At 50.4% G+C, this 15,849-nt stretch carries 14 protein-coding genes; 11 read left to right on the top strand and 3 right to left on the bottom strand.

Annotated elements, in window-relative coordinates; all coding sequences use genetic code 11:
* A partial coding sequence (locus tag AAH187_RS16200; RefSeq protein WP_342349515.1) for a hypothetical protein occupies positions 1-504 on the top strand: 504 nt, incomplete at its 5' end.
* A 210-nt stretch (positions 505-714) separates the two neighbouring features.
* Here AAH187_RS16200 and AAH187_RS16195 read toward each other — a convergent pair.
* Together AAH187_RS16195 and AAH187_RS16190 are read right to left on the bottom strand one after the other, a co-directional pair.
* Positions 715-2,166, bottom strand: coding sequence for a radical SAM protein (locus AAH187_RS16195; protein WP_342349514.1), 1,452 nt, complete (start codon positions 2,164-2,166; stop codon positions 715-717).
* 21 nt (positions 2,167-2,187) lie between these two features.
* Positions 2,188-2,556: a hypothetical protein gene (locus tag AAH187_RS16190; RefSeq protein ID WP_342349513.1), complete on the bottom strand. Its 369-nt coding sequence runs from the start codon at positions 2,554-2,556 to the stop codon at positions 2,188-2,190.
* Positions 2,557-3,324: 768 nt separating this feature from the next.
* On the opposite strand from AAH187_RS16190, the gene AAH187_RS16185 reads away from it, so the two are divergent.
* The 7 genes from AAH187_RS16185 (at position 3,325) to AAH187_RS16155 (ending at position 10,012) form a co-directional block, all read left to right on the top strand.
* Positions 3,325-4,299: a TonB family protein gene (locus AAH187_RS16185; protein ID WP_342349512.1), complete on the top strand. Its 975-nt coding sequence runs from the start codon at positions 3,325-3,327 to the stop codon at positions 4,297-4,299.
* Between the two features lie 573 nt (positions 4,300-4,872).
* Complete coding sequence (gene exbB, locus AAH187_RS16180) at positions 4,873-5,298, top strand: TonB-system energizer ExbB (protein WP_342349511.1); 426 nt, start codon at positions 4,873-4,875, stop codon at positions 5,296-5,298.
* Positions 5,288-5,662, top strand: coding sequence for a biopolymer transporter ExbD (locus AAH187_RS16175; RefSeq protein WP_342349510.1), 375 nt, complete (start codon positions 5,288-5,290; stop codon positions 5,660-5,662). Before exbB ends, AAH187_RS16175 begins: the two co-directional genes overlap by 11 nt.
* The gene (locus AAH187_RS16170) at positions 5,659-6,816 is read left to right on the top strand and encodes a TonB family protein (RefSeq protein ID WP_342349509.1); all 1,158 of its coding nucleotides are present in this window, start codon (positions 5,659-5,661) and stop codon (positions 6,814-6,816) included. Before AAH187_RS16175 ends, AAH187_RS16170 begins: the two co-directional genes overlap by 4 nt.
* 84 nt (positions 6,817-6,900) lie before the next feature.
* On the top strand, positions 6,901-7,356 hold the full coding sequence (locus AAH187_RS16165; RefSeq protein ID WP_342349508.1) for a hypothetical protein: 456 nt from the start codon (positions 6,901-6,903) through the stop codon (positions 7,354-7,356).
* Positions 7,357-7,686: 330 nt separating this feature from the next.
* Entirely contained in the window at positions 7,687-7,899 is a 213-nt protein-coding gene (locus AAH187_RS16160) for a hypothetical protein (protein ID WP_342349507.1), read from the top strand.
* A gap of 832 nt (positions 7,900-8,731) precedes the next feature.
* Complete coding sequence (locus AAH187_RS16155) at positions 8,732-10,012, top strand: PepSY-associated TM helix domain-containing protein (protein WP_342349506.1); 1,281 nt, start codon at positions 8,732-8,734, stop codon at positions 10,010-10,012.
* A gap of 724 nt (positions 10,013-10,736) precedes the next feature.
* Here AAH187_RS16155 and AAH187_RS16150 read toward each other — a convergent pair.
* Positions 10,737-11,096 (bottom strand): transcriptional repressor, encoded by a 360-nt coding sequence (locus AAH187_RS16150; RefSeq protein WP_342349505.1) that lies wholly within the window; start codon positions 11,094-11,096, stop codon positions 10,737-10,739.
* A gap of 232 nt (positions 11,097-11,328) precedes the next feature.
* Here AAH187_RS16150 and AAH187_RS16145 point away from each other — a divergent pair, with 232 nt between their 5' ends.
* The 3 genes from AAH187_RS16145 (at position 11,329) to AAH187_RS16135 (ending at position 15,608) form a co-directional block, all read left to right on the top strand.
* Positions 11,329-11,847: an RNA polymerase sigma factor gene (locus AAH187_RS16145; RefSeq protein WP_342349504.1), complete on the top strand. Its 519-nt coding sequence runs from the start codon at positions 11,329-11,331 to the stop codon at positions 11,845-11,847.
* Positions 11,848-11,923: 76 nt separating this feature from the next.
* On the top strand, positions 11,924-12,922 hold the full coding sequence (locus AAH187_RS16140; RefSeq protein WP_342349503.1) for a FecR family protein: 999 nt from the start codon (positions 11,924-11,926) through the stop codon (positions 12,920-12,922).
* Between the two features lie 190 nt (positions 12,923-13,112).
* Positions 13,113-15,608, top strand: a complete 2,496-nt coding sequence (locus tag AAH187_RS16135; protein ID WP_342349516.1) for a TonB-dependent siderophore receptor — start codon at positions 13,113-13,115, stop codon at positions 15,606-15,608.
* Positions 15,609-15,849: the final 241 nt, after the last annotated feature.

Raw genomic sequence — 15,849 nt, 5'->3', positions numbered from 1 at the left:
TGGTACGATGCGGCCAAAGAATCTCAAGACAGGTGGGGCACGCCGCCCCACATTCTCATGGCCTTCGTGAAACAGGAGTCGTCGTTTCGCCACGACGCCATGCCCCCATGGGATTGGTTTCTTTTTATTCCCCTCGGACGCCAATCTTCGGCGGAGGGCTATGCCCAGGCTAAAGATGAGACATGGGAAGAATATGAGGATGAGACCGGTGGATTCTTCCAAAGCCGCTCAACCATGGAGGACGCCCTGGACTTCATCGGCTGGTACAACGACAAAAGCAGCAAGGACCTCGGCATCTCCAAATGGGATCCCAGGCGCCTGTATCTAGCCTATCATGAAGGTCGCGGCGGCTATGCCCGGGGAAGCTACAAGAGAAAGCCGATGGTCGTGCGCATCGCCAATCGTGTGGATTGGCAAGCCAAGGAGTATGGCGCGCAGCTTCGTCAATGCGAACATCGGTTCAGGTGTCGGCACTGGTATCAGTTCTGGCCATTCTGCAGCTGATACTCCAGCTTAGATTATGGCAAAGTATTTCACTCAAACCTTCAGGATGGATTTATCGGCATTGCTCATTTCTCACGATCCATGAACAACCCCTTTCACCGTTTCCCACTCAGAATGTGTTCCAAGAGATCAATCTATCTTGGGGCATTCACCATGAGGCCGGTATGCCTGATACGACGCCTTCGAAAAAATGGTGCCCCGTTTAATAAATTACATGGGACAAGCATGTTGAACTGACTCACCCGCGTGTACACCAGCCATTTTAAAAATGAGTGCAAGGAGCAGATTATCTTTGAGCAATTCCCGTGTGATATGACACCGTTCCGTGTATCCAGCGGATGTTGGGTCGCCGGTCGAGGAAGCACTCTTGGCATAGCAATCTCCTGCGCAATTATACTTGGCGATGCAACCCTGGCACTTCGGCATGTCATGGACATTGAGTGTCCCAAGACGATCAATCGCTTCATGATCCAGGACGAATGCACCATCATCCTGATTCCACCCTCCATATTGGAACAACTTGGCTCGAGGATCCGAAGGTTGGAGAACTTCGTTACATGAAGTCACAATTCCACGCGAGGTGACCAGGAAGTTGCTCGCATCACTGGCTCCACAAAACGTCTCCCGGTGCTTCAGGGAAGCCGCTGAATAGTGCAGTTGGATTCCAAATCCGGCCGCCACTTGCCTTGCCGTACGGAAGTTCTCAACGAAGATCTGCCCATCAAGATGTTCAATCTGGTCCTTCAGGTTGGTTACTTTTGTCGCATCGAACACCGGTTCGAAGTGGAGACTTTTGCATTGTAAGTTCTCTCCGACAAACTCAACAAATTCCGCCAAGGTCGAACTACCCGCTACGGTCACCGTCGATCGGATATCGTAGGTTTTCCCACGCATCTCGAGCCCCTTCATGGTGGCAATAATGCGATCGAAGGAACCCCCGCCATTCGGCAGAACCCGATGCTCATCATGCACCTCCCGCACGCCGTCCAAGGAGAAGGTCAGATGGGTGCAGTTCTCTGCAATGTAATCCAGCCGTGATTGGGCGAACACCCCATTCGTGCTTAACGATATGGAGGGTAGGAAATGATTGGCCCTGCACTGTTCTTGGTAGTATTCGATAATTTCCCGAAATATACCCCAACTGGCCGTGGCCTCCCCTTCTCCCAAAAACCGGATGGACGGATCCACATTTTGCACGTGTGCGTTCTGAACAATTAAATCGATTGCCCCTTTCGCTACGGGCAAGGGGATATCCAAATCTTCCAACCTCCCGCCTTCGGCATAACAATACGTGCACCGCAAGGTACATTTCTGAGTATTGGAGAAGGTCGCGCTGGTTGGTGCCCATCGTGTGCTGGGCTTGGCCAGCGGCCGCTGTTGCGTCTCGGGGGCTTTGAACACTTTTCGTTTGACCAGATCATCGATCAGAGATTGCTCGTTGGGAAAGAGTGGTTCTTGACGAAAATATTTCCTGACGGTCGATGCGCCAAATTCATCGAGGATCATGCTGACATTTGAGAGGGGGGCGTAGTACAAGTACCCGTCTAGAAACGAAACAAGGAAAGTCTCTTTTCCCCCTACGATGCGCTCTTCAATGAAATCGGCTGAAGGATGACTGCGACTGTTGTTGCGTTTCTGTGGCATCAGTAAGGTTGGTGGCATAGGAGACTCTCCTTTTAGACATTAGGATTTTTTCTTGTCCGTGGAGCGAGTCGGAAGCCTGGACGAATTCATTTTTGTACGGATTTCGTCCACAATAGACAGGAAATCTTCTATGCTCTTGAGTTTCCTGATATCCATTCCTGCCACAACTTCACGAAAAACCGGATTGGACACCACCTCAAGAATATCTGTTTTGACCGGCTTCAATTGACAGGAACAGCCAGGTCCAGGCTTATCTTCGCATGAACAGCCAGGAGGCTTGTCCTGACAGGAGCAGCCAGGTCCCGGCTTGCCTTCACATGAACAGTATAGGGGCCCATGATTTACGAGGACGTCGGCCAGAGCAATAATACCGAGGGGATCAATGGCACGAACCGGTTTATCAGGCATACATACCCCCTATTGAAAATAGATGGAACCCATGTTTCAGGTTAATGGCTATCGCTCATTATCCCTGTGGAAATTTTTCAATGCGCCATTTTAAAGAACAGGCATAAATTGTCAATTAAAATAGTGTCTCCGTTTTCCACAGACATCCGAAGTCCTTCTGTATAGAGAATTCACACAACGGGATTGGAGATACACTATTTTCGTGTTCGGTGAGATCTATCTTCGCAGGGTCTGGGTGTCATCAAGGCATCCGTATTTAAGACTTCTCGAATGAACAGCCAGGACATCTCATTCTCCTTTGATAGCGCGAAAATTTTCATGGATTTTTTCGCAATAGTATTGGGCATAACACGCAGGTTTCATGAGGATGTCCTCAAAAAGTCCGAGATCCCGGAATCATATTGACAGCACCTGATACATAATGATATTTATTTTCAATATCAACAAATATCATACATTCATCCTAAATTAACAAAAACTATCTTTTACCATTAGATCTTAAATAAGAGGATTCTGTTATTTAAATATCACCAAGGCAGACAATCCCTCATTCATTGAAGGAATTAGAGGCTAGAAGTCCATGAGACTAGAGCCCAAAGGTCCATTGCACCTTTGGGCTCTACTTGTTTTAAGGTCTTGGGTCTTGAGTGATAAGTGGGGAGAACGACAGTCAGCCGCGATGCTTTTCCTCCGTTCATCCCAGGTAAGAAGCATTGGGCAAAATCCCTATAGCCCTCTTCCTAATGGTTAAGGCATGAAAGTCAGAGCATGCTTAAAGCCACTTGGGTTGCTGAGAAGCCTTTTTCGTATCAGGCTCCGCGACTTAGTACGAATCATGTCAGGTCCTCCAAAGCGGTTGCAGGTTCTTTAATTATGCACGTCCTGCTCTTGTCGCTTGGTTATTCTGTAGCCTTTCAAGCCAGCGAACCAAAAAGGGAAATCGAATCTTCAACGTTTCGTTGGAATATTTCACTGACAACGGCTCCCCTTCAGGAGCCTGTCACATCCGACACCCCGTCTCCCTTCCTTTCAGCGCCTTCTCAAGAAACCGTGGCGGCCCACTCTGAAACATCGGACCACGCAACGTTTATGGCATCAAGCGAACACTCACGCTCAACATTGAAAGAAAATCCGGGGAATTTATCGACAGAAATATCCGTCCAATCCAAGACGATCGCATCCCCCTCAACCGATTTTCCGGTCAAACCATCGTTGAATATTCAAAAACAGGCCATAACCCCATCAAAAGCCACCTCCCAGAACTCTCAACCATCGACTCAAGAACAGATCAAGACGGTGCCGTTTACCCATGGTCAAACCGCAAACTTACCGCCACCGGTTAAAAGAGTGGTAGACCGAGCTGAACAGGTCATGCAACCAAGTACCCAGGAAGAACCAAGAATTATTCAACGAGCACGGGTATTTCACCCACCGATTCGGAGGCGGGAGACACGACCCGATTATGGGTGGTTAATTACAGATCTGAGGATGACGTTAGAACGGTTAAAGTTCTACCCCGAAGTTGCGCGGATAAACAAATGGCAGGGTAAAGTCGTGGTCCAATTGAAGATTCTTGAAGGTGGCCATCTGATCGACATGGAAATCCAGGAAAGTTCGGGATTTGAAGTACTGGACCAAACGGCTTTAACAATCGTACGCCAAGCATCCCCGCTGGATTTGGGTCACCGTCTTCCGTCCAACCATGTCAGTTTATCCGTGCCTCTGACTTTTCAATTGGAGTAACAAGATCATTAGGGTTCTCGAGTTCAAGCCTTGGATGGCGGAGGAATCTGTTTCAGAATGTTCCCAAAATCGCACATGTTTATTTTTATAGTGACGAGTCTTCGTCTACCAAACTGCAATGAATTCTACGAGACCGTTCATAAACAAATGCCACTCACCTATGGGCAAGTGCAGGCGCCAAACAAAAGGGTTTCCTATGACCTCGGGGATTAGCCATGGAGCTCAATGAAACTCATTGGAAAAGTAACACTATTCCGGCATGTCCGGTTTTTGCCCATTCATACGTCTACTCCTAATGTGAGGAGTAGCATCCTTATCGAAAATTTTATCCTATTGCGGTGTTGGACATGATTTACGTGTTTCCCTTCCATGGACGAGTCGTACACATCCTGTTCAGATTCGACCGATTCAGGTCACTTATGGCATCTCGCCTCCACCATCACAGAGCTCATCCAGTCCGAGCACGTGTTTCCCGCAAAAGGCCCCACCTCACATAAAACAAACCCATTTCCCATAAACCCAACGAGGTACCACCGTGAAGGTCACGAACCTTAGGAGTCAGGAATAACACACATGGAAATTTTGCATCAGCTAATTGATTACGGAATTATTGGGCTTTTGGTCGCCTTGAGTTTTTGGGCTGTCGCTGTTGCCATTGAACGCTGGTTGTTTTACAGGCAGGTCGATCCTCGAAAATATCCCGACCAACAAACGTTCGAGGTAGCTCTGACCAAACGGTTGGTGATCATCGGAACCGTCGCAGCCAATGCCCCGTATATCGGCCTATTGGGAACAGTGTTGGGTATCATGCTGACTTTTCATAACATGGGAACCTCCGGCACGATGGCGGTCAATACAATCATGGTCGGATTGAGTCTGGCATTGAAAGCGACGGCAATCGGATTGCTGGTCGCCATTCCCTGCGTAGTCCTGAACAATGTGCTCCGCCGCCGGGTGGCCGAATTACTCTCTTTGTACAAAGTGCAACATGGAGCGTGAACTCAACCAAATCAACGTCATCCCCCTGGTGGATGTGATGTTAGTGCTATTGGTCATCGTAATGACCACTGCGACGTTTATTACAACCGGGCAGATCCCTGTAGAACTCGCCAAGGCTAAAGAAGCCGGAACGAAAAAAGACACTCCTTTGGTTGTGACCCTGACAGCGGAGGGAAATATTTTCTTGAATGACCGGCCGATGACCCGCCCGGACCTGCTCCTCGCGCTCCAATCTCACGCCAAAGACTCTCTTATACTCGTGCGTGCCGATCGAGTCATTATCTTAGAACGGTTCGTCGAGGTGGTGGACGAGGTGAAAGGATTAGGATTTGAACAAATTAGCCTTGAGGTCATTCGATCATGACCCTCGCCACGTTAGAAGCCTTAAGTGTGGCTCCTAACCATTGCCAAGCTCAAGCCTGGGCAGGGTCCACCGTTGTCCACGTCCTATTTGTTTGTCTCGCCATCCTCCTCATCACGGATCTTCAACCGACGTCCCAATCCGAACCGTTGAGATTGGACATTGCCTTCATCCAACCGGCTCCTCCCGAAATCCACAAACCCTTGGAACCCCAGGAACTACCAAAACCAACGCCCGTCCAAAAACAAATCGTACCGGAAAAAGTGATTCCGCCAACACCGGTCCAACAACCGATAATGAAAAGAGAGCCCGTCATTGAACCCCTTCCAACCACGAAAGCCCAGGAGGTCCACCATCCAGAAACCGTCCCAATGCCAAGACAGCAACAAATCCAAGACCCCGTACAAGCCAAGCCGATCCTGGAATCGACACCAACTGAACAGGAGGTCGTCTTGGAGCCTGTCAAACACATTCTCTCACCGTCCACGCATTCGAAATCCGTGGAACAGGCGAAACCAATCCAACAACGAGAGACCACTCTCGCTCAGCGGGCCGAGCCCTCTCCTCAAACACTCCCTACCCCCGTGACCGAAGTACGGGAAATGGTCGAATCTCCCATGCAGACCACCCTGGTCGCAGCACGGGTGACCGAATCCGTCTCGCACGAACCCGTTCATGAATCCGTCCCCACGACGCGCCCTGAGGCTTCGGTGCAACCCCAGGCAGTTCAGACGAAAGCGGAAGTAGTCGAACCGACCGTGCCGGTAGCCCAAGAAAAGAAGATCGCCCGTGAACGCCCGGTTCCACAGATTCATCAACGAACGGCTGCGGTGGAACGCCCCACACAGGCGTATCCTGAGGTCCAGGCTGATTATGGGTGGTTAGCACAAACTATTTGGAGTCAAATTGAAAAATATAAAAGCTACCCGACGAAAGCGCGTCAGATGGAATGGGAAGGAAGAGTTGTGCTGGAAGCCGTCATTCGCCAGGACGGGACAATTTTACATCTCCGGGTGGCGGAAACGTCAGGACATGAAATTCTTGATAAGGATGCCTTGAGCCTTCTTTGGAAACTTTCTCCATTGGCACTTGACCATGCATTAGGTCACCCACAAATAACCATTTTAGTTCCTCTGACCTACCAACTCGATGGATAACAACCAGATTCACCCAATGCATCCCTGATATCCGACATGCAAAAACAACCAGCAACCAAAGGATTTAACCTAAAGGAGTATGCGATGTTTAACAAAACAAGAAATCAAACCTTGACCAACTCATACGTTGTTCTGTTGTTCGGAACTCTTTTATGTTTCGCGGCACCGGAAGTATGGTCCGCCTCAGAGGGAGAATCCTTCCGGGCCGTGGCGACTGATACACAAGGCCTTCAGACGGAGATGGAAAATATTATTTTTTATTATGAAGAAAAAGTCAGTGAAACAGCCTTTATTCCCCACGAACTTCGGGAATTACCGGTCAAGCGAGGGACTTCTACCGTGAAAATCAAGTTTTTCTCCATAAAGGAAATCGACCTTAAAGCTTCTGACAAGGAATCGCCGCCGGTTGCGAATGTCACCCTGAAGGATGGCAAGACCGGAGAATTTCAACTGGCGATTGCAGGAAGCTTTAAGGGTCAGTCGGCGTTTGGAGAAGTCGAGTTGCCCGCAACTCAGCTTTCACGCGTCGTTTTCAAATAACCAAGACCAATATTCTCAACCTGACCGGGAGACAATGGAAAATTCATTTTTCCCTTCTCCAATAAACCAGGAAGGTTCTAACAGAGAGAGAAACAAATGGAATGGATCTGTTCGAGGTTCGAAGCCTGTCCTCCTTTCCACTTTTGGAATGAATAGAAAAAGCACGCCTGCTTAAACGCAGCGAAATGGAAAATACACCTCCGAATCTCCTGCATGAATTGTGAGGGGAAGTCGGGTGTCACGAAAGGGTATTCCCATGGATGGTGAACGCCACATGATTGGACATCTCCAACATATGAGGGTAGTGATCGGACACGGAAGGCAATACGTATGATGACTAGCCACAATTCCCAAAATCCCGGTCCACATCGGCCACCGGAACAGATGGCAAAGGATATCCGCTGTAAATGCGGGAAGCTGGTCGCACGCTGGGAACACTGCGGGATTTCAATCAAGTGCGCGCGATGTCAGCGATTGGTGTCGATTCCCTTCCAGGACATTAAAGGCCGGAGACCCGACGCCATACCGGATGGAGCCAGGTGAGCAATCACAAAACCCAAAAAACGTAAGCTCCGGCCAAAAAGAAAATTTGATCAAACCGGAACCCACGATGGCCTTCGCCATCATGGGTTTTTTTCTAATGGTCGGACAATAACGGGTACCGCCAATAATACGCATGCTCTGAACAGCCGGTCGTCTGATAACAGGCACCGTCACTCTGAATCTGGACAAGGACAGGCGAAAACTTGTCATCCTTCGGCCTTTGAACCTATTTGGAAAGGCGTAGAATGGATGTTCGAATTCCATTGCTCTTCCGAATACTCCACCGTCTCACTGCAGCGAACTATTTGAGTTCCTCCATAAACTCCATCTTTTTGTCGGCATTCATGTATAGCCGAAAGTATCCAAGGCGCCACCCTTTCCAAACATCACACGGCTATCGGTCGGTCAGGTTTCATGAAAATGGGTTTGTGATCGTTGATGAACGCTCTGATAGGACTACACGCTCTCGGCTAGTGAAAAATTGATGGCCTATACTTGGGAAGATCAAATCGGCCTTACGCCAAGGCGATGGCCTCGAATGAACAGAATGGAGGTTTTGTTCCGTGTTTCCTCAACATTAAATCTTGCCGTAATTCCCTATTTCCTGATCGCTATATTTTGTCTCTTCGATTCATATAAGTCGGTTTCTATTAAGATCGGGATTGGAGTGTTTTTAGGAAGACGGAGGTGAGGTTTTTTCCGAATCATTCGTCTACCTCTTTGATAGACGAGAAGTCTCGTACTCGCCTTCACTCCTTTCTTTAACTATTTGTTGTGACCGCGCTCGTCGAGGTGAACAGGAAGTCCGTTTTTTTATACTGGGAAGGAAATAATGCATTACCTCTTTATCCTCCTTCACCGATGGGTGGGACTGGTGATCGCCGGATTTTTAATTATATCCGGATTGACAGGGGCGGTGATTTCCTGGGATCACGAACTGGACGACCTGTTGAACCCTCACCTGACCCACGTGGACAGCCGCGGGACGTATCTCTCTTCACTTGATCTGGCTCAAGCGATCGAAGCCCGTGACCCACGGGCAAGAGTGACGTTCATGCCGCTTGCTCCGGAATCAGGCGAGGCGCTCGCCTTCGGTATCGACCCTCGCGTAAATCCTGCCACGGGTAGCTTGTATGAACTCGGATATAATCAAGTTTTTATCGATCCCGTAACGGGAGATGAGTTGGGCCGGCGGGAATGGGGCGCGGTCTGGCCGGTGACACAGGAAAACTTAGTCTCCTTCCTCTACAAGCTGCACTTTTCGCTTCACATGCCAGAGATGTGGGGCGTTGACCATTGGGGTGAGTGGCTATTGGGAGGGATCGCCATTCTCTGGACGTTGGACTGCTTTGTCGGCTTCTATCTGACACTGCCGCGGCGCGCATCGACTTCAGGGTCCTCAACCATATCTGGTCCACCCACGGTTCAGAGCTGGCGAACTCGCTGGGCGCCGGCATGGAAGGTCAAGACTTCAGGAACAATCAAGCGCATCAATTTTGACATTCACCGCGCTTTTGGCCTCTGGGCATGGGGATTACTGTTCATGCTGGCGTTCACGGCGTTCTCACTGAACCTTTATCGGGAGGTCTTCTATCCGGTCATGTCGGTAATGACCGAGGTCACCCCAAGTCCCTTCGACTTGCGAACAGAAACCGCCTTGCACCAACCCATTACCCCCAAGATTGGCTTTGACCCAATCATCGATCGCGCTATTGAGATTGCCTCGGACCGGAACTGGCCGGAACCGGTAGGCGATGCGTTTTATGCGCAACATTTTGGTATTTATGGGGTCGGTTTCTTTCATCCTGGCGACGATCACGGCGCTGCGGGGGTAGGCCCCTCCGTGCTCTATTTCGACGCCGGCGACGGGAAGTATCTGGGGGATCGGCAGCCGTGGGTAGGCACGGCAGCGGACATCTTCGTACAAGCCCAGTTCCCTCTGCACTCCGGGCGCATCCTGGGTCTACCCGGTCGAATCCTGGTTTCGGTCATGGGGCTAGGGACAGCAATCCTTTCCATAACCGGTGTGATTATCTGGTGGCGGAAACGGGCGGTACAAACTCAAAAGGCACACAACCAGACTGAAGGTCATGCCCCTATTCCGGCGGCATAATAAAAAAATTTCCTCCAAAAAATTTGCGGAGGAACCCGGATGGGCTCCATGAATAAACCATGCCCATAGATTTTGTAGAATGGAAATTTGATTGCAGGGGCAGTTCGTTCACCGATGTTATGACGAAAAACAGACCGGAGATTTCTATTTCAAGAAATTGCAATTCTCCGTCCCTCTCCTCTGCTATACCGCTCTACCAGAAACGCCCTGTTGATTTTACCGGTTTTTCTTACGGGAGTTTCCTGAGGGTTGGAATACAAATCTCCTGGGAGGTAGAAGGTCTTTTTTTCTATATAGAAATCGTTTGTTCACGTGCTTCCGTGTATGGGTCAATCAATCCTCTCTTAAACCCCTGCCAATAAAAATGGACTCGATGCAAAGACAGAGTAGTAGAGATATATGACGACACCTTTGCTCACCCAAGACAGATCCAGAGCATCCCTTTCTTGCTATCGTTTCTTAGCGCCATTGGGCTCCTGTGGGATTTGTTGGGAGACGGTGACTGGGACGCCTTATCATGGGTTACGCTCAGTCTGCCAATTGACGTGATCTTCAGGTACCTGGTGCAACCTCCGAGTAATCCCCGGCCTGATTTCGGTTGTCGATTTTTAGTCCAACTCACCGGTCTGCTCGCGCGCTCATGATGCTGATCACATCTAAACTCTTTCCCGGCATTCACCCACAGAGTCCCATGACACATGAAAAGCCGAAATCCCAATCTCGGTCAAACCAGGCGGCAAGGAATTCGATCGTTCCCTTGCTGAGTCTGACTTAAAACATGTTCATAGAGGGTTTGCGAAAAGACGTGCAGAGGCTTGGCAAACCCAAATTTACAGAAAAGGTTCAAGGTCCGATACACGGTTCCTAGGGAAATTCGGTGTCCCTCTCTGAACAGTAAACCGTATAACCCTGGAGCCGTGACATGATTTTGTCTCGCAAATGCGGCAAGAATTACATCCCGCTGTTTGCTGGGTTTTAACCGATGCCGGGTCAGACAAGCATGCCATTTGGGAATCGGGGGAAGGGATACAAACTCTTCGGAGTTAACATGGTAGGCAGAAAGGGCGATTTTCGCATTCATCATTTTCAACACTCCTGTGAAGGTACGCGGTTGCCTGAGGAGAATTCCTTGATCATTAAGACGAATCAGTCGAGCGATCCCCCACCACAGGTGCTCGGTATACAGGTGCACCTCGCTTGTGCAGGAGGCAGTGGTCTTCAAGGAAACCCATCAAGTATGGCTAGGAGCAACGGGAAAGATGTCAGTTGTCAGTGAAAATGAGAATTGGTATCATGATTTTTCTTGGGGACACATCATGACTCTTACCTCTGACCAAATTGAAGATCTGTTTCATCAATACCGGGACGAACTGACGCGTCGTCTCGTGGGCATGGTCAACTCCCGTGATACCGCAGCGGATCTCATGCAAGAAACCTATGCGAAACTCTTAGGTCTGGTGAACACCCAAGCCGTGGAGCATCCCCGGGCCCTATTGCACAGAATTGCCACTAATCTGGCGATCGACTATCTCCGAAAACAAAAACGTCCCTTTCATGCAGTCGATTCCCTGGATGTCGCGATGGAGGTGCCCTGCGGATCGCCATGCCAAGAGCGCATCCTGCTCGGCAAGGAGCGGTTTCAGTTATCCCTTCGGGCAATCGACAAACTTCCTCCACGAACCCGGGAAGCGTTTGTCCTCTATCGTGTCTACGGTTATTCCTACCGTGAAATTGCTGCACGCATGGGCATCTCGGATAGCGGAGTGGAGAAGTTACTCATGCGCGCCTTGGATCAGTTTTGTACCCTATTCGATCCTCTCGAGGCCGAGGAGTGAGGAGATTGGCTCACGAATTCGTCTCTAGATATACTAGCCCTTCCTTTCAACACTCCCGGCATATCGAGGGCAGTCAATGTCATCAACAGACAAACAGTCTGAGAACCCCTCACACCATGAGGACGAGGCCACGTTAAGACAAGAAGCGATTGCCTGGGTGGTGCGGCTGCATAACCTTCCGATCTCCCCGGAAGACCAACAGGCCTTCGAGGTCTGGAAGGCAAAAAGCACCACACATGTAAGGGTTTTTCAAAAAGTATCGGCCGTATGGGGAGACCCGGATCTTCACGCAGCCGCTACTCAACGTGCGCAGAAACCATCATCATCTATCCCTCACCAACAAGCCGCGATCCCTCGGCGTTGGCTGCGACATGCGGGGGCGCTTGCTGCCTGTGCGGTGCTGTTCACAATGGCGATCGCCCACTATGATCCATTGACGTGGATTCAAGCAGACTACCGGACGGTCATCGGGGAACAACGAACAATTGAATTGCCAGACGGATCTACAGTCATACTCAATACACAAACAGCCATTGCCACCTCATTTGATCAAACGGCTCGACGAGTCCGTTTACTGAAAGGTGAAGCCTCGTTCAGCGTCCAACCTGATTCACATCGTCCGTTCGTCGTCGAAAGCCAACAAACCGCTACCCGCGCCGTGGGAACAGAATTTATGGTTCGAACTCAACAGGACCATGAGCAGGTGACGGTGCTTGAAGGGACGGTCGAAGTCAGTAGCCTGCACAATGATGATTCGCTCTCCCTGGTATCCGCCGGATCCCGGGTTCAATTTGAACATGGTCGATTGGGTCGTCCTTTTTCCGTCGATCTCTCGACAGTATCGGCCTGGATGCAAGGGCGACTCATAGTTAATGGAATCCCACTGGAACAGGTGATTAACGAGTTACGCCGGTATTATCCAGGCACTATTGTGCTTTGGAATCAACCCATACGCGACATACAAGTCACCGGTACGTACAACCTGGAAGATCCCTCCAAAAGCCTCTCCCTTCTTGCCAAGACCTTTCCAACCCACATGCTCAATCTTGCCAACCGGCTCGTGATCCTCTTTTAAAAAATCGTTTTTCTCACAATATTTGTCAGATGAAGTGAGGAAATTTTTGTGCGCTTCCGTCTAAACAGGCATACGAACAACCTGGAGGCGGCGCATGCAATCAGACAATCACTCGTCAATTAAAACTTTCTTACGACAAAACCCGAACGGGTCACATCCGAAGATATGGCTTGGGAGAGCGCTTGTCGTGATGCTGCTCATAGTCATGCATATTTTACCCGCTTTAGTTCAAGAAGCCCTCGCCGAGACAGGCCCAACCCAGGTAGTCGGTTTCGATATTCCCTCTCAACCGGTCGGACCCGCATTGAATGCCTTTGCGGATGCAACCGGTTGGCAGATTAGTTTGCCCACGGAACTTGCCGCCGGCCTGACGTCGCCAGGAGTCATTGGCCGTTACACCCCGGAAGTGGCGTTGCAAATGTTGCTGGCAGGAACAGGATTGACCTATCAACTTGCAGATACCAACGCCGTCATCCTGGTTCAGAAATCGCCATCGGGAGCTGTCCCCTCAGCCATCCCATCGCAACGTCCGGTGGTCTCGGGGGAACTCCCACGTTCAAGCAGTAAGGCCATCACACCCAAACCGGTGAAGGTTCCGGAAATCGTGGTGAAAGAGGTGCGTGAGCGGGACGACGCAAAAACCTATGTGGCAGAAGAGTCCCATACGGCGACCCGAACAGATACGCCGATTCGTGATGTGCCGCAGTCGATCCAGGTAATCACCAGGAAGGTGATCGAAGAACAGCGAACCTACCGGCTGCAAAATACCCTGGAAAATATTTCAGGCATCAATGCGACGGAGTCCGCAGCCTCCCTCTACGACTCACTCATCATTCGAGGATTCACCGCCACCGACCGGTCCTATTATCGCAATGGCTTGCTCGACCCCTTCGCTCAGTTTATGGCGTCTGACACCTATAATATCCGGCGAATCGAAGTGCTGAAAGGGCCGGCATCGGTGCTGTACGGACAGGGAGATCCAGGCGGTATCATCAATCTCGTCACCAACAAAGCTTTGCCGAATGCGGAGTATTCCGCCAGCACCACGTTGGGGAATTATAACTTTTATCGATCTGATCTCAACGCCACGGGTCCGCTCAATGCGAATAAGACGCTGCTCTACCGTCTGAATGTGGCGGGCCAAAAGGCGAATAGTTTCATTGATTATGCCAACCGCGATCTTGTGGCAGTCGCTCCAAGCCTGACCTGGCTTATAGGTTCACGGACCTCCTTCACGGTCGATTTCGATTACATGCGGCGTTGGAGCAACGACCCCTACGGACTTCCGGCCCAGGGCACGTACCTCCCGAATCCTAACGGCCCCATATCCCGGAAGACCTCGACGACTCTCGGCAGCTTCAGCACGTTTAACCGTAGCTCCTACCGGGTTGGTTACGATTTCTCCCATCAGTTCAATGACAAATGGTCCGTTCGCAATGCGTACAGATATTCGATCGTGGAAGATGACAAGGACAACTTGTACGCCGGCTATGACGCTCTGGACCCTGACCAACGAACCATCCAAAGGTTTCAAGTGCTGCAGCCGGTGGTGGCCCGCCGGCATGCTCACTCGATGGTGACGAATGTGGTGGGACATCTGCAGTTCCTGAAGATGGAGCATACCCTCCTGACCGGCGTTGAACTCCGGCAGGAAAAAACCGATCAGTTCACCTTTGCCTTCGGGGAGGCGCCACCGTTGGATCTCTATAATCCCGACTATTCCCTGCGACCTAACCCGTTTGACGGACCCAGGATCAGCAATGTGGGGGACACAAAAAGCGTCGGGGTCTATATGCAAGACCAGGTGACGATTCTCCCGAATTTGAAATTCCTGGGTGGCGTGCGATACGACTATGTCGACCAGTACCAAAAGTTTACCTTTGCGGGAGACTCCACAAAGGATTCGTTGGACAACGATGCCTGGAGTCCTCGGTTAGGGTTAGTGTATCAACCGATCGAACCAGTGTCCCTCTATACCTCCTGGACGAAAGGTTTTCAGCCAAGCTCAGCCTCGTCAATTAATCCTAATGGTGAATCTTTCAAGCCGGAACGGTCCACCCAATATGAAGTGGGCATTAAAGCATTCCTGTTGGATAATCGTATTTCCGCCACGCTCGCCTGGTTCCACCTGACTCGGAAGAATCTGCTGACGCCTGATTCTAATCCTGGGCAGGCGGCCTTAGGGTACATGGTACAAACGGGTGAGCAACGTAGTCAGGGAATTGAATTTGATGTGACCGCGCAACTGACGGCTGGCTGGAACGTAATCGCCGGTTATGCCTATACCGATGCCGAGGTGACAAAAGACAACGATCCGACATTAGAACATAAGCGTCTGGCCAATGTGCCGTACAATAAGTTTACTCTTTGGTCCACGTACCATTTTCAGGAAGGGGTACTCAAAGGATTCGGGGTTGGCGGCGGTATTTTCGCCTACACCGATCGCAATGCCACAATTTTTGAAAATATACCTACCATGCCCGGCTATGTCAGGGCCGACGCCGCTTTGTACTACAATCGTGAACTCCCACCGGGAAACTGGTTGGGAGCGAAGGGAGTGAATGCGGCGCTTAACTTCCGCAACCTCCTCGATCAGCGATACGTCGCCACGTCATATAACGGTTCATCAAGTTTCTTTTTCGGCGAGCCGCTTACAGTGCTGGGAACCGTGGGAATACGATTCTAAGATTGCCATGCAAGGAGAGATCGAAAAAAACACCCAGTCAGTTGGAGAAGTTGCCGACCGGGTCACCGTCTCCCTCGAGAGAAAGTCCATTACGAAGGAGCCACATATGAGAGTGGCATTTCTTATGCTGGGGCTTGCTCTCACTGCCTGCGCCGAAGGCCAGTGGGTACATCCGACCAGGACCTCGGTGGAAGAAACCCAAGAGGATTGGGATACTTGCAAGGCCGAAGTGCTGTCGGGA

The organism is uncultured Nitrospira sp. (assembly GCA_902500695.1).
GTDB lineage: Bacteria > Nitrospirota > Nitrospiria > Nitrospirales > UBA8639 > Nitrospira_E.
This window is presented reverse-complemented; position numbering and strand designations above follow the sequence as displayed.